Origin of the sequence: Nitrospina sp. P1_D6 (genome assembly GCF_052156615.1) — a bacterium.
In the GTDB taxonomy this organism is placed as follows: Bacteria; Nitrospinota; Nitrospinia; order Nitrospinales; family Nitrospinaceae; genus Nitrospina.
The window spans coordinates 263,946-288,117 of record NZ_JBQKUN010000004.1 but is presented as its reverse complement, the minus strand read 5'-3'; the positions used below and the strand labels follow the sequence as shown (position 1 = coordinate 288,117).

Here is a 24,172-nt window from a genome sequence, read left to right as displayed (position 1 = left end):
TATTTTTGGCATGATTTCTGCTTATTTTAACGCAATTGAACTGTTTTCAAAGGAAACCTGGAACCATGTTGAACGGACAGATTTTCAACGCATCTTCATTCAAGCGGAATCAGCCCAAATATCTCAAAGCCGTCGCTCTTCTTGCCCTGTTGACCGTTCTTTTCCTGGGGACCTCGAATCCGGTTTCAGTCTCCGACTACACCAAAACGATGAACAGTTCGGTTGCCTCCCGGAACTGACCCCTGGGAGCTTCATTCCCTGAAGTCGGGAATGACCATTGGTTCTCGGTCCACCTCCTGCTCACCTGCACGGACTCTCCTTTGTATAGACTTCAAACCTCCATGTAAAAAGGGGGAGGCTGGGGCCTCCCCCGGATTACACTTCCTCACCCGATTTTTTCCCAATTAAAATTTCCCCGGTGGCAAAAACAGGGAAAGGTTCAGGATCGCCTCGAATTCAAAAAACTCGCCCGCGGCACCCAGAATCAACAGGAACAAATAAAGGATCAGCAATCCCCATCCCCACCTGGCAAGCTTATTGTGTCGGACCGGGTCTGAAGCTGAGGGAAGGGCGTTGCGGGAGGAAGCAGCAGGGTCTTTGGAGGAAGGGTCCATGGACTTTTGCCCAATTTGGAAAGAGGGAGAACGCGGCCGTCGGTCACACCACTTTGATTTCGTCCCGCAGGATTCCAAGCAGCTTGGAACTGATTTCCTGCGGACTGCCTTCCAGCATCACGCCTTTCTTGCGTGCGGGGGGTTTGGCCAGGTCCACCTGCGTGATGTGATTGGCCGCCGCTCCCTGTGTCGCGGGATCGAACCCGATCGCAGCCGCATCGAGCACGGCGATCTCTTTTTTCTTTGCGGCCATGATGCCTTTGAGCGACGGCAGCCGCGGTTCGTTCAGGCCTTTCTGACAGGTCAGCACAGCGGGCAGGGGCGTCTCGATGATTTCCGACCCGCCTTCGATCTGCCGGGTCACCTCGGCACTTTTCTTGTCGTCCGCGAGGGTCAGTTTGGTAATGACGGAAACGAACGGCAGACCGAGCAACACCGCCAGCGACGGACCCACCTGCGCCATGTCGTCGTCCACCGCCTGGCGGCCGCACAGGATGAGGTCGTGGTCGAGCGTGCGGATGCCCGCCGCCAGTACCTGTGCCACGCCCAGCGAATCCAGTCCCTCGAATGCCGGATCGAGCAGGTGCACCGCCTTGTCCGCACCCATGGCCAGTCCCCTGCGGAGGGTGTCCTTGAAATTGTCCGGGCCCATGCTGATGAGGGTCACCGTGCTTTCGCCGTCGCTTTCCTTGATGCGCACCGCTTCTTCCACCGCGAATTCGTCGTAAGGATTGAGCACGCGCGGCAGGCCTTCACTCTGCACCTTGCCGTCCTTGATTTCGATCGCCGCTCCGGTGTCGATCACCTGCTTGACGCATACGAGGATGTTCACTGTCGTCTCCGTCTGAATTGAAGGTTTCCGTTCAGTTTTGTTGGAAATTATCCCACGCTTGCCTGAAAATGTTAACAGCCAAAGTCAACCCGTCAACCCCTGAACAACCGCCTTTGCCGAATCCAACTCCAATCCAGCACCACAACACGCCACCGGGCCCCGGCGAAACGCCGGCTCCCGCCCGTCCGGCAGCCGAAGAGCACCTCATCCTCTGGGCGCGGGCATTCATTTACGTGTGGGCCGTCGCCTGGTTTTCGCTGGTGAGCGCCGACCCGGACCTGTGGGGCCACATCCACTTCGGTAAAGAAATCGTCGAACAGGCTGCGGTCCACGACACCAATCCGCACTCCTACACGGCGGAGGGTTACCGCTGGATCAACCACGAATGGTTGATGGAGGTGATCTTCTACGGCATCTATGCGGCGGCGGACTCCACCGGTCTCATTCTGGCCAAGCTGGGCCTGGGTATTTACATCATACATTTGCTGTCCGGTCTGCACTTTGCGCGATCGCGAAATGTCACCGTGTACCTCGGCCTGTTCCTGCTGGCGGTGCCGGCGATGTCCGCCGGGTTCATGACGCGCCCGCACCTGGCGACGTTCCTGTTTCTCACCTGGATGGTCGTCGTGCTTCAGAAGTTTTTCGACGGCAACCAGCGTGTGATCCTCTGGATGCCGCTGATTTTCCTGGGATGGGTGAACAGCCACGGCGGGGTGGTCGCGGGTCTGGGCATCTTCGGCCTCATCACATTCATCGAGGTGGCGCGCGGATGGAAATCCGGAGAGCGCGCCCCACGTCTGCTGGCGAACGTTTTCGTCCTGTGCTGCGCTGCGGTTTTGATGCATCCCAACCATTACAAGCTGTGGGGGTTCTTTTACGAATCGCTCGGCCGCGAGAGGGTCATCACCGAATGGATGCCGGTGCCGCTATGGACCACCGATTACATTCATTACAAATTCCTGGCGGCACTGTTTGTTGTGAGCTGGTTTTTGCCGACGAAAAAACGCATCTGGGAAATCGCGGTACTGACCGTGGCCCTGGTTTACGGATTCAAGCACCAGCGCCACACGGTGCTGGCGGTCATCCTGTTGCTGCCGTACCTTTCCATGCAGTACAGCCTGGTGCTGGGCAGGCTGGATTTCAGGCCGCACTACGTTAGGTTGTCCAACCATTTCCGCTGGGCGGCGCAGGCGGTGCTGCTGGTGTTCATGATTTTTTTCCTGATCAACCGTTGGCAGTTGTTTTCCGGCAACAATTACAAAATATGGGTCGAGGCCAGCGTGTATCCAACGTATGCCGCCCGTTTCATGCAGGCCAACGGTCTATCCGGCAACACGGTGGTGCCCTTCGACTGGGGCGAGTACTGGATCTGGAAATTTCCGCAGGCGAAGGTGTCGATCGACGGCCGCTTCCGCACGGCCTACCCGCAGAGCATCATCGATTTGAACGCCGCATTTGCTACAGGCAGACCGGAGGGGGACCGCCTGCTCACCGACTTTCCAACGCAGTTCGTGTTGACGGGACATCATGAAGCGGCACACCGGGCCATGGAAGGCAAGCCCGGCTGGGTGAAGATCTACCAGGACCCCATCTCCAAAATCTTCGTCCGGAAAACGGAGCCGCCTTCGCCGGAGTTGGAAAAGCATCGCAAAGGAGGGCTGATCGACCCCACCTCCCCCGTCCCTTACGAGTTTCCGGGCTGATATGAAATTGAACCGGGGGTCCGGTTCAAGTTGAAATAGAAGCAGGACGGGCGCAGAATGGATGGAAGGAAGGAGTCTGGTATGAACAGCGTCATTCTGGGCGTTTTCGGGGGGCTCATTGTTCTGCTCGTGGTGCTGGTGGTGCAGAACACCATCGGGCCGATCGTCGCCCTGGGCCTGGGTTTTCTGGTGCCGCCCGTGATCGGGATTCTGACCGGATACATGATCGGCGCGGGCACCACCCTGCAGCGCAAACGCAGCCCGGTTTTCTTCTGGACCTACTTCACCCTGTTCACCGTGCTGGGCGCGGTCATTCTCTACATCGGGCTCATTGCCACACCATCCCCCGAAGTCACTCCCTGAGCCTCACCGAATCCGTTCCTCGATTTTTTTGAGCGCGGCTTTGATGTGGTCGGCGAGCGCCTGGCTGGATATGCGCATCACCTGCGCCGCTTTTTTCTTTTTGAGCCCGCCGTAAAACACCAGGCACACCGCGGTCAACTGCTTGTCGGTCAGCGCCGCGTCGTTGAGGTCGATGGACGCCGACTTCAGATGAGAGTAGTCCGGCCGCGGCTGATAACCGCCCACCGGCGCGTCCCACAACCCCGTGTTCACCAGCGCCTCCAGGATCTCCGGAGACGTCGGCCGAAGGTGGTTGTCGGTTTCATCCATCGCATCGGCGGCAAACTCCGCGTCGGTGGCTTTCGCTTGCCTTCCATCACCCGCCCCTTGCACAACCGCCAGCGGGTAACGTTTCAGAAACGAACCGACGCCCCACTCCATCAGCTCGAACCGGTAATGGTACTGGCACAGAGGCATTCCGTTGCGGACAGGTTTGCCCACGCCCTCCCCGCCCGCACCGGACAGGGTCACCGATTCAACTTCCCCCCAGCAGGGTTTTTGGGACCACCGTCCCACTTCGCATGATTTTGGTTTCCGTTGTTCCCCTTTCATAGACCGCCTCAATGCCTCTCCCTGTTTCGCAGGTACTGGTGAAACTGGTTTTCGTCGCCCTGCACATACAACCGGAACCAATCCGGCGGACAGGGATCGGCGAGGTCGCGCATGCACTCCGGCGGCAAGCCGTCGCCCGCCCCGCGCACCGGAACACCGTTGACGTATTCTCGTCCCCCGGTGCTTTGCACCCGCCAGTACTCGCGGCCCAGCCGGAAATGAAACCACAGCTCATCGAGACTCGATCCTGCCTTGTATTGAACGTTACCGCAGTAAAAACATTTGAGGCCTGCTTCGAATGGAGCGAGCCCTCGCCGGCCGCAACCCTTTTTCACCGTCTCCCCGGTCTCCAGCGTGATCACCGTCACCGGACAGCGCAGCAGCCTCCGGCCCGGCGTACGGGATACGCGCAACTTCCGGATTTTCAGGCGCCTCGAGAGGTCCCCCGGATGCGCAGCGGTCCCCTCCGCAGGTTGCGCGGAAGAACATCCGGGCGTCACCGGCCCGATTTTATAATGACGGACTTTTTCCGGTTGCGGTTTCAACGGTATCATTCCTTTATCCGGTCGCATGACAACTCCATTTTTATCTTTTTAATACAGGCCCATTGCAACTGAAGGGGACTTTTGTCCTTTCTTGTGTTATAGTGTGGGATGTTTGTCCTCTTGTCAACGGATATTTTTGGAATGCCTAATTTATGAACAAGGTGTTGAAACGAATCGAAACCCTGCAGAACGGAGAGCCGCTAACCGGCTTCTGCCAGGAGACCGGTGTCAATTACGAGAAGCTGAAGAAATGTTTTCAACGCGACACCCTGCCGGACACGGAATCGCTGGCCAAAATCGCAACGCACTTCCGTCTCGATCTGCAATGGATGGTGTCAAGTACCGGAGGAGTGTCTCGACTGCACACGCGCATCGGCAAGAACCTTAAAGAATGCCGAAACATGAAGGGCTGGTCGGTGGACGAATGCGCCGCGCGCATCGGCATTCCGGGCCACGTGCTCGACCACTACGAAAGGGGAAAGGTAACCTTGTCATTCGACTTCCTGCAGGAGGCCGCGCGCAGGCTGAAGGTCGATTTGCATGCGCTTTTGTCGGAGGACCGGGGTTGGACGGTGCAGGTGCCGGACCTCAAAGTGTTCCAGACGACAAACACGTCTGTTGCGCCGAAAATGGCAAGCGAGGATTACGTTTCCATTCCGCTCACCGGCTCCGCCATTGCCGCAGGGCACCCGATCATTCAGGAAAACAATATCGAGGATTACGTCCTGCTTCACGTTCGTGCGGCGGGCAAACGCACCAACCTGGTGGCCAGCCGGGTCGACGGCGATTCCATGGAACCGATGCTGTCTTCGGGGGACATCGTGGTGATCGACCGCAACGACAGGAAAATCGTGAAAAACAAGATTTACGCCATCTTTTACGATGACGGGTTGACCGCGAAGTACCTCGAACGCAAAACAAACCTGCTCATCCTGCGGCCGATCAATCCCACCGCCGACGTGCAGATCGTCGATCTGCACGAGAACCCCGACCCCATCGTCGGCCGCGTCATCGGCGCGTGGAAGGAGCTTTAGTAGCAGTAATTAAGCTACTCATTCCCTGAAGGAAGACTCGATCGGTCCCTCACCTGAATAAAGCCGTATCCATTTTCAGTTTAAAATTTACAGTTCCGTCGGCCAGGTCACATCCCTTGCCGCATCGAAACCAATCTTTTCGTTGATGGTCAGACGGGGCAGGGTGGCGATTGCAGACTCCGCCGCCCGGCGCACGCTTTCCACCCAGGCGTTGGCCGCCAGCAGGGCATCCAGCTCCGCCTGTTCCCCGGCGGTGAACGACCCGTTGGTGATGCGGTTGAGCAACAACTCATTCGACCGCGCCAGCATGCGGTCTTTCATCGTGCTGTCGTACACCGCACCGACTCTCCGGTCGGCTTCCTGCCGGATCGCGGTTTCCAACTCCGCCACCGAAGGCACATAGGGCACGATGCTGTTCCCCGCGCTCACCCACGCATCCAATGCCTGCCAGTGCCGGTTGGCCGGATCGGAGGAGACGATCATCTCTTTGCCATCCTCCACAACCTCCACACTGCCGTCTTCCAGGAAGCGCGCCGATTCGATCTCCGCCCACGCTTTAACCGGAATCAAAACCAAAAACAGAATCAATCCCAGGGTGCGCATGAAGTATTCCTTTCTTTTAATCATTACAGTTCCGCGTCGCAGGTGAACAGGCCGTCTTCTTTTGCCACCGCCGGGTTGCCCGCCGTGGCGCCGCTGAAGCCGTTGAGTTTCACCCACACGCCTTTGCTGGAAATACTGGACGCGGCGATGGCGGAACCCGATCCGGTTTTGTCGCCCACCGACACCTCGTTCACCACCGGGGTCGTGTCGTTCAACGCCAACGTGCACGCCGCGCGCATCGGCGGCACCAGTTTCAATCCCAGCGTCACCTCGCCCGCCCCGTGCCAGCCGCCGGTCATGCCGAATCCGAACAGGCGGTAATACCGTTCCGCCAGTTGCCGTTCCACGTCCGGCGCGCGTTTTTCAAACGCCGTGCCGATGCTTCCCGCTTCCAACTGTACACGGGCGATGTCGATGACGCCGTCGGCATTCGACGGCCAGCCAAATGCGATCTGCAAATGATCGTCACCGTTGGTGCCGAGGGTCTTTCCCGACAACCCGCCGAGCGTCCACGTGGCGGTGCACTTCTGCCAGGCGGTGGTCAAATTGCAGGTGAGGGTAGCCCCGAACCTGGGCCCGGAAGGCGTGCCCCCGTTTCCGAAGATCTGGTCGAGCCGCGCGTTGAAGCCGCGGGCGGAATCGGCCTTGGCGTAATAGGTCAGGGTGACGGTTTGCCCGGCGAAAGTACGCACACTTTCGATTAGGTGACGCAACTCAGGCGGCGCTCCATTCCCTCCAGCCTTTTCCATTGAGAGAAAATACTGCGGCTCGCCGGGAACATCGGTTTGACCCAACGTAAATATTTGTCGAGAATACACCGTGGTGTTGCCGACGCCGCCAAACAGTTTCCATCGGTCGGGACCGTACCCGCCGTTGGGGTTGGCAAAGCTGGTCCCCCGTTGCCACAGGCGAAAATCCCCATTGATAACCACATTTTTCCACTCTCCCGAAATAACAGGGTTTTGGATTCCGAAAGAATCCAGAGCCATCAGGTTACCATCGGTTTGAAAATACAGCTTGCGTTTGCCGGAGGGCGGATTGGAAGGGGGAGTGGCCTGTTCTGAAAACATCACACTTTCATCCGCTTCCAGGTCACCCTTGTAAGTGATGGCAGCGGCCAGCCCGGCCCACGCCAGCACCATCGCGATGCTGCCAACAATCAAAAAACGTTTCATGATGAGATCACTCCTTTAAGGAAGGGGTTGAGGGGAGTAGTGAATGGTGAGGGAGATTTCTGAACCCGCCACCGTAGATCCCACACCTTTCACTTTAAGACCGAAGTCTTCCAGCGTGGAAAAGTTGAGCCCGGTGACTGCCGCAGCGCCCCTTTGGTTTCCGGCCGAAAGGGAGGCAACCTTGTTCTGCTCGACACCGTTTTTAAGCACATCGATGGAAAACGCCGCGCCTTGTGGAGCCTGACGGGCAAACAGGGATATCTTGTTGATGGTTACGGCGACTTCGAAACGGAGCCCGTCATACACGACTTCCTGGTCGATGGCCGCGCCGCCCAGATGCACGCTCAGGGTCTGCGCCGCCGTTTCGTCCAGTTTGTCAGCCCAACTGGCCACGTCCGAAGACCACGAAATACTCCCGGTATCGGGTTGGGTGAGATTCAATCGGGGGGTTTGTGTCGGCATGATTACTGTCTCGCGAAAGTGTGTTCGATGGTGATCTCCAGCGAATCGCCCGCGCCCTTGTTCTTTACTGGAAAGGTGATGCGGGAAAGCAGACTGCCGCCCGAGACGGCGTTCAGCAGGCCGACCTCCTTCAGCGCACCCGTACCAACGCCGGGACCGAAGTCGGCGACGTACACGACCTTTTTGGCCGAACGCGTTTTGGAAGTGAAGGGGACGCGCGCTAGTTCGGTTTCAAGCGAGGTATCTCCCGGCGACTCAGCGGTCTCACCCGTCCCCACCGCCATGTGGCTCATCGTCGCCTCGGCCTGTTCCGCAAGCTGGTCGGCGATGTGTTGCAGTCCGGAATCTACAATCATGGGTGTGTCTCCTTTCTATAATGGTTAGCCGTTCCTTCACCGAGCCGTCGGGCGCGGTGAGGGTGAAGGTCACACGTTCTTCTTCAATCAACCCGCCGTTCACAGCGCCACCTTGCCACCCCAGCCGGTATCACCCCAGCTCTGCACACCCCAGCCGTCGGCATCGTTGGTGAATGCGCCATCGGCAACTGCCAGGGTCTCTGTAAAAGAGGGAGCATACTGCGCGAGGGAGGACCACGTTTCGCCAGCAAAGGCGGTATCGTTAAAGTCTGAGCGGGTGGATTCAGCCGGGAACAACCGCAGAGTGATCAGCAGGGTGTGCAGGCGCCCTTCCCTGCCGGAGGCCAGCCGTTGCGAGCCTGGCAGGACCTGTCCCAGCATCCACGCACTTCCCAGGTCCGATTGAAACTCGACGATATCGCCCGGTTCCAGCTCCAGGTGATTCGGGAAGACTTCGATTTCAACCAGGGTGTTGGGCCCTGTGGACTCGCCCAGGTAAAACCGGGCGAGGTCATCCGCCTGCTCCGCTGCCTGGGTCCAGTCAAAATCGAATTCACCGGGATGCTCCTGCTGTCCGTAAAGCGAAATGGAGGCGGCATTGGATACGGAGGTCCAGCCCCGCCGCACACCCTCCACCCAGTCGCGGTGGTAACGCAGTTCGATGTGGTTGGCGATATCGTCGAACGGTGTACGCTGAAACCGCATGCGCGGCAGGCCCGTTTTAGGATCGCGGACCACATCGTTGTCAGATAGCGTTTTCACATGCAGACCGACCACGGCGTCGAATTCGTTGAGCGGACGAAATTTCAACCGTACTCTGCCTTCCGCATCCCAGGAAAGGACGCACCGGCTCTCTCTCATCCATTGCCGCCACAAATCACGAAGCGGCTTCTTCTTGTCAACAATGCCGGCCAGTTGGTATCCACCGGACACCGCAGCAGCCAGGGCAGTCCCCCCGCTGTTGAAGGACGCGTCGTCTAAATCCAATGCATCCAGTGAAGCCGGGTTCAGCAAGGACCAGCGGAACAGGTGATCGGGACGTTCGAGGACGGCGTTGGGGGTCCCGGTGATGGTGCCCGTCGCGTCGTCCTTCACGCCATCGACCTCGGCGCTCACCGCATCGGTGGTCACCAAGCGGCGGCGTGCGAATTCGATTTCAAACGCGGCGTGGATGATGAACGCGGTGCGTCCGTCCTGCGTGCCGGTGTACTCGATCTCCACCACCCGGTTGGTGAACCAGCTCCAGTCGCGATCGACCAGGCCGGTGATATCGAAGAAATTGATGACCGTCTGCGTGGTCTTGTCGGTGACCGCCGCCACCACCGGACTCGATCCATGTTGAGTGACGGTCCCACCCTTTACTGTATCGAGGCTGTTGCCCTGCGTCGCCGGATTGGGCGGGTAGAACAGCGTGCGTTCGACCGACAGGATTTCGAACCACATGGAGCCGTTGTTCAGTTTGAAATTCCAGGTGTCGCCGCCGGCTCCGCCGCTGACCGTGAAGGTTTGCGTGTAATCGAAATCGCCACGGCTGGGATTGAACGTGCCGACGGTGCGCACGTCCGCGCCATCGACGAAGGTCGCCACCGGATTGGTGCCGGTAAAGGTGATGGTTTTGAAGCGCCAGTTGACGCGGAACTCGGCGCTCAACACGCCCCCCGCAGGCGGCGCGGGAAAGGTGATCGGGATGGAAAACGGGCCGACGTCAGCCGGACCCGTCACCTTATGATCGCCGCCGGGTCCACTGCTCGCCCCCTGCACGATGATGTGGTCGGCTTCCGACGTCGCGCCGTGCAGGTGGTCGGGGTTGTTGACCGGAAAGCCCAACGTATCAAGATGCGTGTGGGTGATGTCCGTCGAGCCCGAAGTCAACGCCCCTTCGTCCGCAGACGGAGGCGACAACACTCCCACCTGGCCCAGGCCTTCAAAGCGGGCGACCACGCTATCGTTCGGCAGTTTTTCCTCGACGAAATGCTCAACCCGCAGGAAAACCTTATTGATCTCGCCGATCGAAGGCATGGCGTCGGTCTGTTGCAATTTCAATAAAGGTTGAAACTGATTGATCCGCGCGTACTGCGTTTTCCCGCCGGGATCCATGGCCTTGATGGCGTCCACCGCCGTGTTGCCTCCCGCCACCGTATCGAATTGCGCCTGCAGAAACCGTGTGTCGATGGATTGCGTCCGGCACGGCTTTTCAGTGAACACCACCTCTCCCTTACTGACATCGATGCTGTAGCTGGCCGGATCAGCGGGCACACCCGCGACCTGCACGTTGCGGATATCCTTAATGGGGTAAGCCGGGTCGGAGAACAGGTAGCGGTGATCGGTCACCCACTCCAGCACTTCATCGCCGGCGTAATGATAATCGTTGACGCCGCTGCACCCGGTGAACGCGGTGGGGGTGGTGCCGGTGTAGCCGATGAGGTCGTCGTTGACCACCAGGGTACCGGATTCGGTAAAGCCGGTGGTATCGGCGACGTCCAGCGTGGTGGCTCCCGGTGTGGCGACCGAGGTCATGCGTGTGGTTCGGGTTTTCCTCACCAGCACACCGGGAGCCCGGTCCACCCGGCCGAACACGATGGGACACATCCGCCCCAGGTTCTTCTCCGGTGCCTGAGGGTAATCGGTTAAATTGATGGCACGCCCGAAATGAATGCGTCCGAAATACTCATGCAAATTTACCAGGCGAAGGCGGCAAAATGCGGGGTCGTACTCGATGGGATCCACCAGCCGCCCGGTGAGAAGCGGCACCAGGTCGTTCTCATCCAGACCCGCCTCCTCGAACCAGTGATAGAGGGTCACCGTCGCTGCTTCCGGCGGATAGATTTCAAACAGGTCGGAGAAACGCTCCGCTTTTTCCGCGAACACCGCCGGTGCGTTGATCAGCGTGAGGTGCACGTCCGGATGCGATTCCGGAGTCGGTCCGCCGGTCCTGCGGTTGTCGAGTTCGCCCCAGTCGGCCACCAGCGCCAGCCAGGTTTCCTGACCGGTGGACATTGACCGGTCGGCCAGCCGCACCGTCAGCGGTGGGTAGCCGTTGACGGCGGACCAGTCGATTTTAAGCAAATGCACCGACTGTTGTGCGGTCTGGTTTTTGGCCGTATCGAATGTGGGAGGGAAGGTACGCATGAAGAAAGATGAATCGGGTTATTCAAGGGAATGGTTGCCGCTGTTCATCAAACGAAGGCGGTCGTGAATGGAAACGCTGTCCTGTTTCTTGCGGCGGTGGCATTCTTCACGAACACGCGCCTGTATGATCTGCATCAAAGCGGCCTCCCAGTCAGGCGTCTTCTTGAGTTCGCGGTAGAAGTCGGTGCGCAACGAAACCGGTTGGGTGAACGCGGGAGTCCCGTCTTTCAACTTCACCATCACCGGAAACACAAACGTGTGCCCTACTTCCTGAATGCCTTCCACCTGCACGTCGAACGTCAGGTCTTCCAATCGGGTGTTCTGCCAGTCGATCATGAGATCATTCCTTTCTAAGAACGATGCTTCCGGAAAAGCGTTCCGGCACGGTTTCTTCAAACTCGAATTCATTCATCCAGCGTACGAGGTGCACCGGCCCCTGGGGGTCGACGTACTCGAACGTGTGAAAGGACTTCCGCACGGCCTGGAAAAAGGTTTTGAGCGCTTCATGATCAGCGGGGGTGATGCGTTCGAACACCAACTCCCACTGCTCGCGCAGGCTTCCGGTGTCCTGTACGTGCAGAACGCCGCCTGCCGTTTCGCCCGTTACCTGCGAGGGATATTTCGCAGTCTTCTTCAATGGAAAGCGCGGTGCCTTGCCGGGAATCCATTGCGCCATGGGCTCGGCCTGGGTCGGGTAATAAAACGCGAGGCTCATCGTATTCCTTTCAATCCGAACAGGCGAAACGGTTGCCACAACGCTTCCACCTGCGCGGGCATATGGTCGCGGTTCATGGCAGAGAGGCCCGTCACCTCCTCACCGGATTCAAACAGCCACTTCTGGTTGGCATAAAGCAGTTGCGCCCAGACAAGGATGCCCTGCTTGATCGATTCCGGCACCGCTGCGGCTGCGCCGTACCCGGCGACAAATTCGATTTCCACCGCGTTGGCCGGGCGCAGACCGGATGGCCAGGACGCACCCTGGTTGAGCACGAGCCGTCCCGGTTGGGAGGCCGTGTCCACGAAATACTTCGTGCTGTCGAACGTCGCCGGTTGGTTGTCCGCATCGTAGGTTTTGAGGAAGCTCACCGACTGCAGGGGCGGCAGGGGCAGGTTAATGACGGGGGAGGCGGCATCGAAAGAATCAACAGGCAGGTCGAAGTGTCCGGAAGAAGGCGTGTTTTTCCAGTTGGTGCGGGGGAATCCGTCGAGCCACAGCGTCCAAGTCTGGGTGACGAGCGCCCGGCCGGTCCACGCTTCGCAGGCGCGGCGCACGCCGGCGAGGATCCGCGTGATAAGCACGTCGTCATCGGATGACGTCACCTTCAGGTACGCCTTGACCTCGGAAAGGGAAAGCGGTTCTTCTGCGGGTGCGGTTTTGAGGGTTCGGGCCATGGAAAAGGATTCCTATATATAAGGAAAGGTTGTTATCGGGAAACCGCCCCTTTCCCTTCCTTTATAAGGAAGGGAAAGGGAGTCAGGAGGGGATTGCCCAATCACGCTATCGGGGCCTGGGCGGGGTGGCCGCGCAGGACGGTTCCTGCGGCCTGTATCGAAGGCGTGGTGCCGGTGATGGTGAATACCGCACGGATGTAGCGCTTGCTTCCTTTATAGCCGACGCCCTGGATGCTGTTGGCCGACAGGTCGGCGAGCGCGCCTTCCAGGTCGCCCGCCGCGACGGCGGTGTAGGTGACATCGTCATCCGACTCTTCCACTTTCGGCGTGTAAACCTCGTCGGTGTCGGTGGTGTCGGCGGCACCGGCACTGAACACGACCATGGCGGCGTCGTAACCTTGCAGGTCCACGCCGGAGCCGTTGCTGCTGGCGGTGTAGGCGGCGGGAGCAAGAGAGTTCACCGCGTCCACATTGCTTTTCATGTCTCGCATGTTGTCCTCCTGGGTTGGGAGATTTAAGAGTGAAAAGAAGAGATAATCATCGTTCACCCTCACCCCAGCCCGTCACTCAAAGAGTGCTCCCATCAAGGGAGAAGGGGTTTTAAAAGTTCCTTCTCCCCTTGCGGGAGAAGGCCAGGATGAGGGGTATAAATAATCCCTTCCCTGCCTACGCGGCGATTTTCTGGATGACCAGGGCTTCGAAGTTGGTGACGTCGCCGCCGGTGCGCTTGGTCGTGTAGAACAGCACAAAGGGTTTGGCGCTGAACGGATCGCGCAGCACACGCACGCCGGAACGGTCGACAATCGTGTACGCCTGCTTCCAGTCGCCGAACGCAATCGGCAAAGCGTTGGCGGAAACCGACGGCATGTCCTCCATGCGCTCGATCGGGTGACCCAGCAGCATCTGCGGTTCGCCTTCCTTCAAACCCGGTTCCCAAAGGTAACTGCCGCCGCCGTCTTTCAGCTTGGAGATGACCTCGATGGTGGAACGCGACATGATCCAGCGTGCGTTGCGGATGTAAGGCGTCTTGAGAGCATAGAACGCGGCGCGCAGCCCATCGGCGGTGATCTGGCTGGCGTGGCCGGAGTTCACCTGCCGCATCTGGCCGGGATTCGTCGTGCCCGCGGGGTAGGTCAACAGGCCGCGCGGTTTGTCGATGCCGTCGCCGTTGATGAACGCGGCATTCTCGACGTACGACATCTTCGCCGCGATCTTGTGGCTGAGCCACTCCTCGACGTTGACGCGCGCGTCGTCGAGCAGTTTCTGCGTCGCCTTGGGCATGGCGTAGAGCTCGTGCACCGGAATGCGGCGCACGCCGATGGTGGGCGTGTCGGTTTCACTGCGCACGCCGGTCTCGGAAGTCCAGCCGACTTCGCTGTCGCTCAGGTCTTCCGGAATCTCCAGCGCGTCGCTGGAGATGGTCTCGACCGCCGCCAGGTGACGCAGCGGCGAGCTTTCGGTGATCTGCGTGATGACACGTTGCGAAATTTCCGACGTCACCCAGTAACCGCCCTGCGGATCGCTGTCCACCGAGAGCAGTTTGACCTCGTGCGGAGAAAGCGCGCCTTCGCCTTTGCGCAGGTAGGTGTGGATGGCCTGCTTGCGTTCGGGATCGACGCCATGCTGTTTGGGGAAGCCGTCGTCAAAGATCGGGCGGTTGAGTTGCGTTTCGATGCGCTCCATGCGGCTTTTGATTTCGCTCAGGTCCTGCACCTCGTACGCGAGGCGGTCGACCTGGTTTCCGAGAAGCGGATCCTGCCGGCCCTTTTCCAGTTCGCTGAGACGCTGGTCGTTGCGCGTCTTGAATTCCTGGAAGGAACGATTGATGTCGTGTACCAGTTGTTTGATGTCCTGCATGGGTGGGTCTCCTTGTGGATGGGAAATATGAAACTTCATTTAGTGAAAGAGGAAGGAATGCGTTTCAGGCCCGCAACGTGCTGAGCAACGATTGAAGCGAGTCGGCAAGCGCCAGGGGGCCGTGTGTCTTGACCCGCGTCACGCCCGCTTCCGGGTTCATGGGAAATGTGACGAGGCTGTACTCGAGCAGGCGGATTTCTTTCAGATGGCGCACGCGGAAGTCGTTGGCGTCGGTTTCCTCGCGCACCGTCTGGAATCCGATAGAGAGTCCGGTGTGACCGCCGATCTGCGCCGCCATCTTCATGAGGGAGTGACGCTCCCGCGCCGCCTGCACGTTGAGGTCGAGCTGGCCGCGCACGAACAGGCCGTGGTCGTCTTCGCGCGCTTCCAGGTTCCAGCCCACCTGGCGGGCGGGGTCGTGGTGGTCGAGGATCGGCACGCGGCCATGCGTCTCCAACAGCGAGTGAAGGAACGCGCCTTTGTGCACGACGTCGAGGCCGAGATCGACGTTGCCGAAGGTGGCGGCGTAACCTTGAAAGCGGCCCGTGTCCGACACGTCGTCGAGTTTGAATGCGAAGGATTTGTACTCCATATAAGAACACTCCAAAAGTGGCACGCCAGGCGTGAGCGGTTACAGGGGTGCAGAAGCAGAAACTATCTAATGAAGAGTGGGAGAGTCCGAATTGGGATAGGACACTGGTTTTTGGCCAAGCGGGGTGAGGTTTTGCGGCAGGAAGAGGCGGTTGCCATCGGGCACGGCGGCGTAGCCCACCATCTCGCGCTTCTCGTTGAGGGTGAGGAAATGCGACTGCACGGCGCGCCGCCATAACGAGTCGCGGTCTTCAGACAGGGCGTCGATGCGGTCGGCGTCGTAATCGAGAAACAGTGCGTCGCCGAACCGCGGCAAAAGCCAGTTGTTGAGCGCGTCGCGCAGTCGCGTGAGCAGGGGCAGGACCACTTCCGTGTACAACGCCTTGCGCGCTTCTTTGCGGTTCTGGTAGGTGGCGGGTTGCAGCCCGATGAGCTCCGGCGGCACATTGTAGATCTGCGCGATCTGCAAGGCGCTGAAACGCAGGCCGTCGATCCAGTCCATGTCGCGCGGCGAAAGGCCGATCTCTTTCCACTCGATGTCCTCTTCCAGCAACAAAGGCGCGCGTGCGTTGGCAATGCCCTGCACCTGGTCACGCATCTCGTCCTTGAGGCGAGAATACTGCTCGTCGGTGAGACGCTTCTTCGACACCAGCGCGCCGGAAGGCACGGCGGAGTTTTGCAACAAGGCCGCGTTCCATTTGTCGGACGCATTCATCTTGTCCACCGAGAGCGCCGCCACCTGCACCGGCGACAGGCCGTACCAGTCGTCGAGCGGATGAAACAGTTTGAGATGCAGCACCTGCTCCGGCGCAAAGCGCACCGTCTGCCCGCCGACCGTGTACTCGTAGCCGCGGATGAAGCGGGTGGGATCGGGCAGGATGGTGATGCGGTCCGGGCGCAGGGCGTAGAGTTCCGTCGGCGGGGTTTTGGCGTGCGCGGCGCGGTCGGGTCCGACCGCTTCCACATAGGCGTTGCCGGAGAGGTAGAGGTGCGCGACACAACGCTCGATCAACTCGAATTTGCCCTGGAAGGGGTTGGGCCGGTCGAGCAGTTGCAGGAGCGGGTGGTTGGAGACCTCTTCCAGGTTGCCGTCGGGTTTGCGGTGGTAGAGCGACCACGGCACGCCGGCGGCGGCTTCGGCGATTTCTTTCACGCAGGCGTGGACGACGCTGTTCTGCATGTAGCCCTCGCGCGCCAGCGATTCGTAGCTGCCGCGGAGACCCGAGCCGGGACGCAGCGGCATGAGCAGGGTGAGCGCGCGCGTGGTGGCGCTGACTTTGCGTTGAAACCAGTCGGTGATGTTCATAAGAGAGGCGTTTCCGTCGAAGGAAGGTTGGAAAGTGAAACGGCAGGGAAGGGAGCAGAAAACCCTCAACCCGTCCTGCATACAGCAGACAGGACAAGGGGAATTTTGGCTAAACGGTTATGTAAAAGAGGGTTTGCGGATTTAAAAAGGAGGGTTCGGATAATGACTGGTTTCAAACTTTTGAAACCATTCCTTTTTAAAAAACCTGTTCCAATCACAAAAACCTCACCCTTGGGCCGGAGTGGTGCGCCTGGGTGATGAGGGAGAAGGTCATTTCGAGGGCGTCGGGGCCGTCGTCGTGGTCGGCTTTGGGGAAGTAACGGAGCTGGTCCAGGAGCTGGGTCTGGTGGCGGCGGAAGCGGATGACGCCGTTCTTGATCTGCGGCTGAATCTTGGTGATCCTCAGCACTTTGTCGGTATTCGGCCTGAGACCCTCGACGGGCAGATACAACCTCCGTTTCGCGCTCTCCTTAATAACGAGGTCTTTGAACAGCTCCTGGAACTGAATCTCCTCGATGCCCAGCACGGCGAGTCCGTACCGTTGATGGCAGGCGAACAGGTCTTCCATGATGGCATCCGGGTGCCGCTTCTGAATGTCCGCTTCCAGCACGTCGATGCAGCCCTCCGCGTCCACGCCGGCGATGACGATGGCCGAGGGATCCGCTTTCTGCGACTGCTTGCCGAGTGACGGATCGACGGCGCCGTAAATTTCCATATAAGCCCCCTCCGCCAGTTTGCGCGCCACATCGTCTTCTTCCACGTAACGAAACCAGCCCTCCTGGAACAGGCAGTCATCGGGATTGATCGGCTGGTTCTGCTTTTCCGAATCGAAGTACGCCGGGCCGTCGCTCACCCGCATCTTCATCAAATAGTAATAGTCCTCGACCTTCGGCCACAGCACCTCGGTGCCGGCCAACATCTTCTTTTTATGCTGGGAAAAAAACCGGTCCGCCTCCTTTTCCTTGCGCGCGGCGAACAGGTGTTCCCATTCCACCCACAACGGCGACGCCGACCACGCCATCACGGCGCGCCAGGTGTCGGCCTGCCAGCCGGGCCGCTTCAAGAGGTGCGCCAGGAGCGAATCGTAATGCAACAGCGTGCCGACGACGAGGTACACGGAGTAGCGTCCGCCGATCTTCATCAGCGCTTTGAAAAACCATTCGCGGTCTTTGGCGCGTTGCTCGGGCGAATCGATGTTCTCGTCGCTTTCCAGATCGTCACATATAATGAGGTCTGGCCTTCGATGACCATGCCGGGCGCCGCGCATGGCCTTACGTTTGCCCCAGCATTTGAGTTTGACGCCGTTGGCGGTGATGACCTGTCCCGATTTCCACGTCCTGCCTTCGCCGCAGGCCTGCGGAAAATCTTCGCGTAGCCTCTCGTTGACTTCCAGCTCCGCCTTGATGAATTCGAGGAAGTCCGCCGCCTGTTCGGTGGTGTCCGACACCAGGCCGATGAACTTGCGTTTCTCTGTCGCGATGCACCACAACGGCAGGATCAGGGAGGTGATCGTCGATTTGGCGTGACCGCGCGGCGCCGCCTGGGCGATGCGGGAGGGGAACGATCCCTTGCCGCGTTGTTTCGGCGACTGGGCGCGGTCGATCGCCTGCTGGAACCGCCGGTAGAAGTGGCGGTGCATCTTCGACGGTTTTTCCGTCAGGTAATGGGGAAAGTAGGTTTCCGCGAAAAACTTCAGGTCCCGGCACGCCCGTTGCCGCCGTTCCTCTTTATGCCCGGCGCTGGTGCGTCCGAAAGGGGTGATGGCGCGGGCGAGGGTGCGGCGGATGTCCGCGTAGCCGTTTGCCAGCCTGGAAATGTTTTTGAATCCTGCCACGTCTCTTTCACCTTTTCACCGATGGCTTCCAGATGGTCGCCGACGAACTGCGCCATCCCCTCTTCCCCGCGTTCCAGCAGAAACCGCACCACGGCGCGGAGCGCGTCGATCAGCAACGCCTCCTTGTCCGCCGCCTGTTCCTGCAGAAGCGTTTTGCGGATGTCGAGGATGTGGCCGACGTACATGCCGTGGATGCGGTGCAGCTGCACCTCTTCCGGCGCGTGGTGCAAAATCTCCTGGATCGATTGCCGAAGCGCGGTCACCTCTTCCAGCAGAACTACGAGAGTGGGATCAGGCGGGGTGTCAGTCATGGTTGTTTTCCGCGGCGCCGATGTTGCGGTTCACCACACGGTTGAGTTCGTTGAGCTGTTTGAAGATCCTGCCGATGGCGCTTTCGGTGCGGCCGACGGTACGGTGAAAGCCGTCCTTGTGCACGAACTGCTCGTACAGGTATTTGTGATCAGCCAGACGCGAACGTTCCAGCAGTTCCAGGTCGCGCTCCAGTTTGTCGATGCGTTTTTCCAGCACGCCGCCCCGTTCGTCGATCTTCGCCTTCAGTTCGGTTTTGACTTCGAGGAAGTGGCGGTCGTTCTCCGCGATGAGTTTTTTCATCAGCCAACCCACCACCCAGATGCCCGCGGTGAGCAGGAGCGTGATGTAGGGCGTGAGGATTTGCAGGAACGAAAGGGTCATGGCTTCGGATTTGGGGGGTGGAATGATGGAAGAATGCTCGCGATCCTGCGGCGTGGCCGACACAGGAAGGAAGAAAAGAACAAACCCGGCCGGGAAAATTCGTATTCAATTTTTTTTTATCGAAACAGGTTTTTGGAAACGCCGGCACGCAAAGTGCCGAGACCGATGCCTTCCAGCAGGGTGTTGAAGTGCGGACTCGAGACCAGTTCGGTCAGCGACGCGTCACCCGTCATGAGATTGATAATCGAAATGGCGACCATCATCGCCGCGACCAGGTAGGTTTTTTTTCCTCGCAACCAGTTCATGATGTCTCCCTTAAATGATAAAAACCAAAAACAAATTGAAAGAGGCGGGAGGAACGGACCGGACGTTCCGGTCCGTTCCATATACAGGCAGGGGTCGTCTTGTGCGCGGCAAGACGGGTGAGGTGAAGAACCGGCAAACGGCCCGGGCTGTCGACGGGATCCCCGTGATCGCGCGTCCGCCTGCGTTCAGCCGTTGGCGACCGGTTTCTACCAACAGCGCACGGCCCAGGGTATAAAGCCTGTAACCTTATATTTTTGAATGTGTTCTGATACCAAAAAAGGAGGGGCGGGTTTTCCACAAATTGAACACCTGTGGAAAATATGTGAGTAACAAATTTTTAATCAGGCAATTAACCTGTTATTGCACGACTTATTTTTGAAAGAACTTTCTGCCCGTTTTTTGTGGTTGAATTGGTTCAGACCGTTTTATATATTCAACGCGTTCTCTCCTCACATTTATATTTCGTCCACACGATTTTTCTCAAGTAGAAGGGGCTGGGTTTATGGACGCTCTATGGAAGAATTGTCTCGATCACATCGAACAGAAAATTCTTCCTGAAAACTTCAACACATGGTTCACCCCGCTTTATCCCTGCGCCAAAAACGAAAACACACTCACCCTGGTGGTTCCCAACCGTTTCTTTGAACGGTGTCTTAGGGAAAACTATTTGGAGTTGATTCAAGAGACGCTGGAAAATATCGCGAACAAGAAACTGGAAGTGTGTTTTCAGGTAAACGGTGTTTCAACCCCGTCCAACAGCAATGGAAATGGAAATGGCAACGGGCATCACCCCGTTTCGGCCCCGTCTGAAGCGGGAATGGAGACCCCTCCCCCTTCTTCACCACACGTGGAAGTGGGTGAATCTCCGCGCGCGGAAAGTTTCCTGAACCCGAAGTACACGTTCGACCGTTTTGTCATCGGGCCCAACAACCAGTTCGCCCACGCGGCGTGCCAGGCCGTGGCGCAGAAACCGGCGTACACCTACAATCCGTTGTTCCTGTACGGTGCGGTGGGTCTGGGAAAAACGCATCTGCTGCACGCCATCGGCAACCAGATTTCAAATCAGAACCCCAACCTGCGCGTCCGTTACATTTCCGCGGAACGCTTCACCGTCGACCTGATTGAATCGATCAAACGGGACAAGATGGCCGCGTTCCGGGAAAGGTACCGTCCTCTGGACGTGCTTCTCGTTGACGACATTCAGTTCATTGCAGGAAAAGAACGCACGCAGGAAGAGTTTTTCTACACGTTCAATTCGCTGTACGAGTACCACAAGCAGATCGTCGTTTCGAGCGACCGGTACCCCAAGGACATGAAGAACATCGAGGAGCGTCTGCGTTCGCGGTTCGAAAGCGGACTTATCGCCGACATCATGCCGCCGGACCTCGAAACCAAAATGGCGATTCTTTACAAAAAGTCGGATATCCATGAAAAGGAAATTTCGCAGGACGTCGCCATGTTCCTCGCCAACAACATCAAGTCGAACATCCGCGAGCTGGAGGGCATTCTCCTGCGCGTGATCGCCTACTCTTCTTTCACGCGGCGCGACATCGACCTGGAGCTCGCCAAGGAAGTGTTGAAGGATTTCACGGTGGACAAGAACAAGAACTTCTCCATCGCCAACATCCAGAAAACCGTGGCGCAGTACTTCAGCATCCGGGTGTCCGACCTCAAGTCCAAGAAGCGGTCCCGGGACATCTCCATCCCCCGCCAGATCGCCATGTACATCTGCCGGGAATACACCCAGGCGTCGCTTCCGGAGATCGGCAGGCAATTCGGTGGAAAAGACCACACCACGGTCATTTTCTCCCACCGCAAGATTTCCTCGCTGGTCAAGGAAAACAACGAGATGACCGGGTCCATCCAGCAGATTCTGAACATCCTCGAAAGCTGAGCCATTCCTTAAAAATTTGTGGAAAACCTGGGCAAAATTTGTGTCCTAAAGGGGCCCTATTCGGGTATAATTATATAAGGTACGAATCTGTCCCCACCCGCAATGCGTTCGAGGCGTTCGGCCACATGAGTTGTTAAATCAATTATTCCTTTAAATTCATTAATTTAGACTGATTTTCCACATTCCCACAGCGCCTTCTACAACAACTATCTTGTTATTTATTATTTCTCTCTGATCTGGAACTGATGGAAACACCGCAAAAGGCTGTTTACGACTCGTCCAATATCAAGGTCCTGGAAGGTCTGGAAGCTGTCCGCAAGCGACCCGCTATGTACATTGGGGGTACAGGCCAGGACGGGCTCCACCACCTGATTTACGAGCTGGTGGACAACAGCGTGGATGAGGCCATCGCCGGATACTGCACCGAGGTTGAAGTCCAGTTGCACGTCGACAGCAGTGTGACCGTATCGGACAACGGCCGCGGCATCCCCGTGGACCACCACAAGGGCAAGAACATGTCTGCCGCGGAAGTGGTGATGACCACCCTGCATGCCGGCGGCAAGTTCGACAAGGACACGTACAAGGTGTCGGCGGGCCTGCACGGCGTCGGTGTTTCGGTCGTCAACGCGCTGGCGGAGACGCTGGAACTGGAGATCAAGCGCGATAACCGGATCTACCAGCAGAAATACGAGCGCGGCAAACCGGTCACGTCCCTGGAAGAAGTGGGGCAAACCACCACCACCGGCACCAAGATCGACTTCCGGCCGGATCCCGAAATCTTTCCCGACACCAATTTCAGTTTCGACATCCTGTCGAACCGCCTGCGGGAGTTGTCGTATTTGAACAAGGGCCTGCGCATCAAGATTCACGATGAGCGGGACGGGCGCAGCCACGATTTCTTTTTCGAGGGCGGTATCCAGTCGTTCATCGACCACCTGAATAAAAACAAAAAGACCCTGCATCCCAAGCCGATCTACATCGAGCGCGAACGCGACAACATGTTCCTGGAGTTGTCGATGCAGTACAACGACAGTTATGCCGAAGAAATCTTCACCTTCGTCAACAACGTCAATACCAGGGACGGCGGCACGCACCTGAGCGGGTTCCGCTCCGCCCTCACCCGCACCATCAACAGTTACGCCACACAGAACAACCTGCTCAAAACCGCCGGCGTCAGCCTGACGGGCGAGGATGTGCGCGAAGGGCTGGTGGCGGTGATCAGCGTCAAGATCCCGGATCCGCAGTTCGAGGGCCAGACCAAGGGCCGCCTGGGCAACAGTGACGTCAAGGGCCAGGTGGAGCAGATCGTCAACGAAAAGCTGGGCCAGGTCTTCGAGGAAGAGCCCGCGGTGGCCCGGTCCATCGTCGGAAAGGCCATCAGCGCCGCTCAGGCACGCGAGGCGGCCAAGAAAGCCAAAGACCTGGTTCGGCGTAAGAGTGCGCTGGAAATCAGTTCCCTGCCCGGAAAACTCGCCGATTGCGCGGAAAAAGATCCGGCCGAGTCCGAACTGTATATCGTTGAGGGTGATTCCGCCGGCGGTTCCGCCAAACAGGGCCGCAACCGCAAGTTCCAGGCCATCCTGCCTCTCAAGGGAAAGATTCTGAACGTTGAAAAAGCGCGCTACGACAAAATGATCAGCAGCGACGAAATCCGCGCCCTCATCACGGCGCTCGGCACGGGCATCGGCAAGGACGATTTCAACGTCGACAAGATCCGTTACCACAAGATCATCATCATGACCGACGCCGACGTGGATGGTTCGCACATCCGCACGCTCCTGCTCACCTTTTTCTTCCGGCAGATGCAGGAGGTGATCGAACGCGGATACCTGTATATCGCCCAGCCGCCCCTGTTCAAGATCAAACGCGGCAAGTCGGAAACGTACATCAAGGACGAAAAAATCCTGTCGCAGTACCTGGTCGAGCAGGGCAGCGAGAACCAGGAACTCCACATCGCCGACAACGGCAACGCCTACGCCGGACCCGAACTGGTCAAAATCGTCAACCAGTTGATCCAGTACCGCGATTGCACGGACATGATTTCCAAAAACAACATTCCGGCAGAGGTTCTGGACGCTCTGGTGAGCCAGACCATGGATGAGAACACCTTCCGCACGCTGGGCACCATGCTGAAAACCATCGAGGACATCATGGACCAGTTGATCGATGCCGATTGCCGGGAACGGTTCGAACTCGGAGAGGGTCTCAAAAACGTGCCCATTGTCCTCAAAAACGGCGAGACGCTGGGCGAGGATGAAGTGGCGGAGTTCGGCAAATTCGGCATCGAGTTCGACGATCCGGAGGGCAACACCTACCGCTCGAAAACCGAGCACGGCCAGAAATGGATCCAGGTGACGACGTCGATCAAGGATTTTTACATCACCATCGACTACGATCCGGAAAAGAATTTTTACCAGTTCCTGTTTTCCGGCCGTCGCTGGGGCCGCGAGTTCGGTGTCCAGTTCAACGCGGAGTTCGTGAAATCCCCGCTCATCAAGAAACTGTATTCGTATTACGAGCCGATCCGGGGGCTCGACCGGCCTCCGTTCACCCTGAATTACAAGAACGAGTCGCGCCAGCTTCCCAACAAGAACGAACTTCTGGACGCCATCATGGAATCCGGCAAGGGCGGCATGTACATCCAGCGTTATAAAGGCCTGGGCGAGATGAACCCGGACCAGTTGTGGGAAACCACCATGAACCCGGAGTCGCGGGTGCTGCTGCAGGTCCGCGCCGACGACATCGTCGAGCTGGAGGAACTGTTCTCGACGTTGATGGGCGACGCCGTGGAGCCGCGCCGCGAATTCATACACAAACACGCCATGGATGCCAAGAACCTGGATATCTGAGCCGGCCACCGCGCAAAACACACAACGACCTTAACCAAAGACA

The 24,172-nt window shown here is 58.3% G+C and carries 24 protein-coding genes; 5 read left to right on the top strand and 19 right to left on the bottom strand.

Translation table 11 applies throughout. The features are described 5' to 3' along the window. Positions 1 to 657 precede the first annotated feature (657 nt). Entirely contained in the window at positions 658 to 1,446 is a 789-nt protein-coding gene (locus ACTRXA_RS09425; RefSeq protein WP_442426944.1) for an electron transfer flavoprotein subunit beta/FixA family protein, read from the bottom strand. A 113-nt stretch (positions 1,447 to 1,559) separates the two neighbouring features. On the opposite strand from ACTRXA_RS09425, the gene ACTRXA_RS09420 reads away from it, so the two are divergent. Further along, positions 1,560 to 3,149 carry a hypothetical protein gene (locus ACTRXA_RS09420; protein ID WP_442426943.1) on the top strand — a complete coding sequence of 530 codons (1,590 nt, stop codon included), beginning with the start codon at positions 1,560 to 1,562 and terminating at the stop codon, positions 3,147 to 3,149. 81 nt (positions 3,150 to 3,230) lie between these two features. Continuing rightward, positions 3,231 to 3,512: a hypothetical protein gene (locus ACTRXA_RS09415; protein WP_442426942.1), complete on the top strand. Its 282-nt coding sequence runs from the start codon at positions 3,231 to 3,233 to the stop codon at positions 3,510 to 3,512. A 3-nt stretch (positions 3,513 to 3,515) separates the two neighbouring features. Here the strand turns inward: ACTRXA_RS09415 and ACTRXA_RS09410 are convergent, their stop codons facing one another. Further along, positions 3,516 to 4,022, bottom strand: a complete 507-nt coding sequence (locus tag ACTRXA_RS09410) for a hypothetical protein (protein WP_442426941.1) — start codon at positions 4,020 to 4,022, stop codon at positions 3,516 to 3,518. A gap of 89 nt (positions 4,023 to 4,111) precedes the next feature. Beyond that, a complete protein-coding gene (locus tag ACTRXA_RS09405) occupies positions 4,112 to 4,516 on the bottom strand; it encodes a hypothetical protein (RefSeq protein ID WP_442426940.1) in 405 nt (134 codons plus the stop codon). A 284-nt stretch (positions 4,517 to 4,800) separates the two neighbouring features. Here ACTRXA_RS09405 and ACTRXA_RS09400 point away from each other — a divergent pair, with 284 nt between their 5' ends. After that, positions 4,801 to 5,682, top strand: coding sequence for an XRE family transcriptional regulator (locus tag ACTRXA_RS09400; protein WP_442426939.1), 882 nt, complete (start codon positions 4,801 to 4,803; stop codon positions 5,680 to 5,682). Between the two features lie 87 nt (positions 5,683 to 5,769). Here ACTRXA_RS09400 and ACTRXA_RS09395 read toward each other — a convergent pair whose 3' ends face one another. The 16 genes from ACTRXA_RS09395 to ACTRXA_RS09320 form a co-directional block, all read right to left on the bottom strand. Further along, a complete protein-coding gene (locus ACTRXA_RS09395; RefSeq protein ID WP_442426938.1) occupies positions 5,770 to 6,309 on the bottom strand; it encodes a hypothetical protein in 540 nt (179 codons plus the stop codon). Continuing rightward, positions 6,309 to 7,460: a hypothetical protein gene (locus ACTRXA_RS09390; RefSeq protein ID WP_442426937.1), complete on the bottom strand. Its 1,152-nt coding sequence runs from the start codon at positions 7,458 to 7,460 to the stop codon at positions 6,309 to 6,311. Before ACTRXA_RS09390 ends, ACTRXA_RS09395 begins: the two co-directional genes overlap by 1 nt. 15 nt (positions 7,461 to 7,475) lie before the next feature. After that, positions 7,476 to 7,922: a hypothetical protein gene (locus tag ACTRXA_RS09385; RefSeq protein ID WP_442426936.1), complete on the bottom strand. Its 447-nt coding sequence runs from the start codon at positions 7,920 to 7,922 to the stop codon at positions 7,476 to 7,478. Positions 7,923 to 7,924: 2 nt separating this feature from the next. After that, the gene (locus ACTRXA_RS09380; RefSeq protein WP_442426935.1) at positions 7,925 to 8,278 is read right to left on the bottom strand and encodes a hypothetical protein; all 354 of its coding nucleotides are present in this window, start codon (positions 8,276 to 8,278) and stop codon (positions 7,925 to 7,927) included. A gap of 99 nt (positions 8,279 to 8,377) precedes the next feature. Continuing rightward, positions 8,378 to 11,407 carry a hypothetical protein gene (locus ACTRXA_RS09375; RefSeq protein ID WP_442426934.1) on the bottom strand — a complete coding sequence of 1,010 codons (3,030 nt, stop codon included), beginning with the start codon at positions 11,405 to 11,407 and terminating at the stop codon, positions 8,378 to 8,380. 18 nt (positions 11,408 to 11,425) lie between these two features. Then, complete coding sequence (locus ACTRXA_RS09370) at positions 11,426 to 11,743, bottom strand: hypothetical protein (RefSeq protein ID WP_442426933.1); 318 nt, start codon at positions 11,741 to 11,743, stop codon at positions 11,426 to 11,428. Between the two features lie 4 nt (positions 11,744 to 11,747). Further along, positions 11,748 to 12,122, bottom strand: a complete 375-nt coding sequence (locus ACTRXA_RS09365; protein ID WP_442426932.1) for a hypothetical protein — start codon at positions 12,120 to 12,122, stop codon at positions 11,748 to 11,750. Next, positions 12,119 to 12,799: a head-tail connector protein gene (locus ACTRXA_RS09360; protein ID WP_442426931.1), complete on the bottom strand. Its 681-nt coding sequence runs from the start codon at positions 12,797 to 12,799 to the stop codon at positions 12,119 to 12,121. The genes ACTRXA_RS09365 and ACTRXA_RS09360 overlap by 4 nt, the downstream gene beginning before the upstream one ends. 101 nt (positions 12,800 to 12,900) lie before the next feature. After that, positions 12,901 to 13,290, bottom strand: coding sequence for a hypothetical protein (locus tag ACTRXA_RS09355; protein WP_442426930.1), 390 nt, complete (start codon positions 13,288 to 13,290; stop codon positions 12,901 to 12,903). A 175-nt stretch (positions 13,291 to 13,465) separates the two neighbouring features. Continuing rightward, complete coding sequence (locus ACTRXA_RS09350; RefSeq protein WP_442426929.1) at positions 13,466 to 14,656, bottom strand: phage major capsid protein; 1,191 nt, start codon at positions 14,654 to 14,656, stop codon at positions 13,466 to 13,468. A gap of 64 nt (positions 14,657 to 14,720) precedes the next feature. Continuing rightward, positions 14,721 to 15,248: an HK97 family phage prohead protease gene (locus ACTRXA_RS09345; protein ID WP_442426928.1), complete on the bottom strand. Its 528-nt coding sequence runs from the start codon at positions 15,246 to 15,248 to the stop codon at positions 14,721 to 14,723. 66 nt (positions 15,249 to 15,314) lie between these two features. Beyond that, entirely contained in the window at positions 15,315 to 16,553 is a 1,239-nt protein-coding gene (locus tag ACTRXA_RS09340) for a phage portal protein (RefSeq protein ID WP_442426927.1), read from the bottom strand. A 214-nt stretch (positions 16,554 to 16,767) separates the two neighbouring features. Continuing rightward, a complete protein-coding gene (gene terL / locus ACTRXA_RS09335) occupies positions 16,768 to 17,268 on the bottom strand; it encodes a phage terminase large subunit (RefSeq protein WP_442426975.1) in 501 nt (166 codons plus the stop codon). 977 nt (positions 17,269 to 18,245) lie between these two features. Beyond that, the gene (locus ACTRXA_RS09330; RefSeq protein WP_442426926.1) at positions 18,246 to 18,698 is read right to left on the bottom strand and encodes a hypothetical protein; all 453 of its coding nucleotides are present in this window, start codon (positions 18,696 to 18,698) and stop codon (positions 18,246 to 18,248) included. After that, positions 18,691 to 19,080, bottom strand: a complete 390-nt coding sequence (locus ACTRXA_RS09325; protein WP_442426925.1) for a hypothetical protein — start codon at positions 19,078 to 19,080, stop codon at positions 18,691 to 18,693. Before ACTRXA_RS09325 ends, ACTRXA_RS09330 begins: the two co-directional genes overlap by 8 nt. 116 nt (positions 19,081 to 19,196) lie before the next feature. Next, positions 19,197 to 19,385 carry a hypothetical protein gene (locus ACTRXA_RS09320; protein ID WP_442426924.1) on the bottom strand — a complete coding sequence of 63 codons (189 nt, stop codon included), beginning with the start codon at positions 19,383 to 19,385 and terminating at the stop codon, positions 19,197 to 19,199. A 503-nt stretch (positions 19,386 to 19,888) separates the two neighbouring features. Between ACTRXA_RS09320 and dnaA the strand changes: the two genes are divergently transcribed. Both dnaA and gyrB read left to right on the top strand, forming a co-directional pair. Then, on the top strand, positions 19,889 to 21,280 hold the full coding sequence (gene dnaA / locus ACTRXA_RS09315; RefSeq protein WP_442426923.1) for a chromosomal replication initiator protein DnaA: 1,392 nt from the start codon (positions 19,889 to 19,891) through the stop codon (positions 21,278 to 21,280). A 245-nt stretch (positions 21,281 to 21,525) separates the two neighbouring features. Further along, entirely contained in the window at positions 21,526 to 24,129 is a 2,604-nt protein-coding gene (gene gyrB / locus ACTRXA_RS09310; protein ID WP_442426922.1) for a DNA topoisomerase (ATP-hydrolyzing) subunit B, read from the top strand. The last annotated feature ends 43 nt before the right edge of the window (positions 24,130 to 24,172 follow it).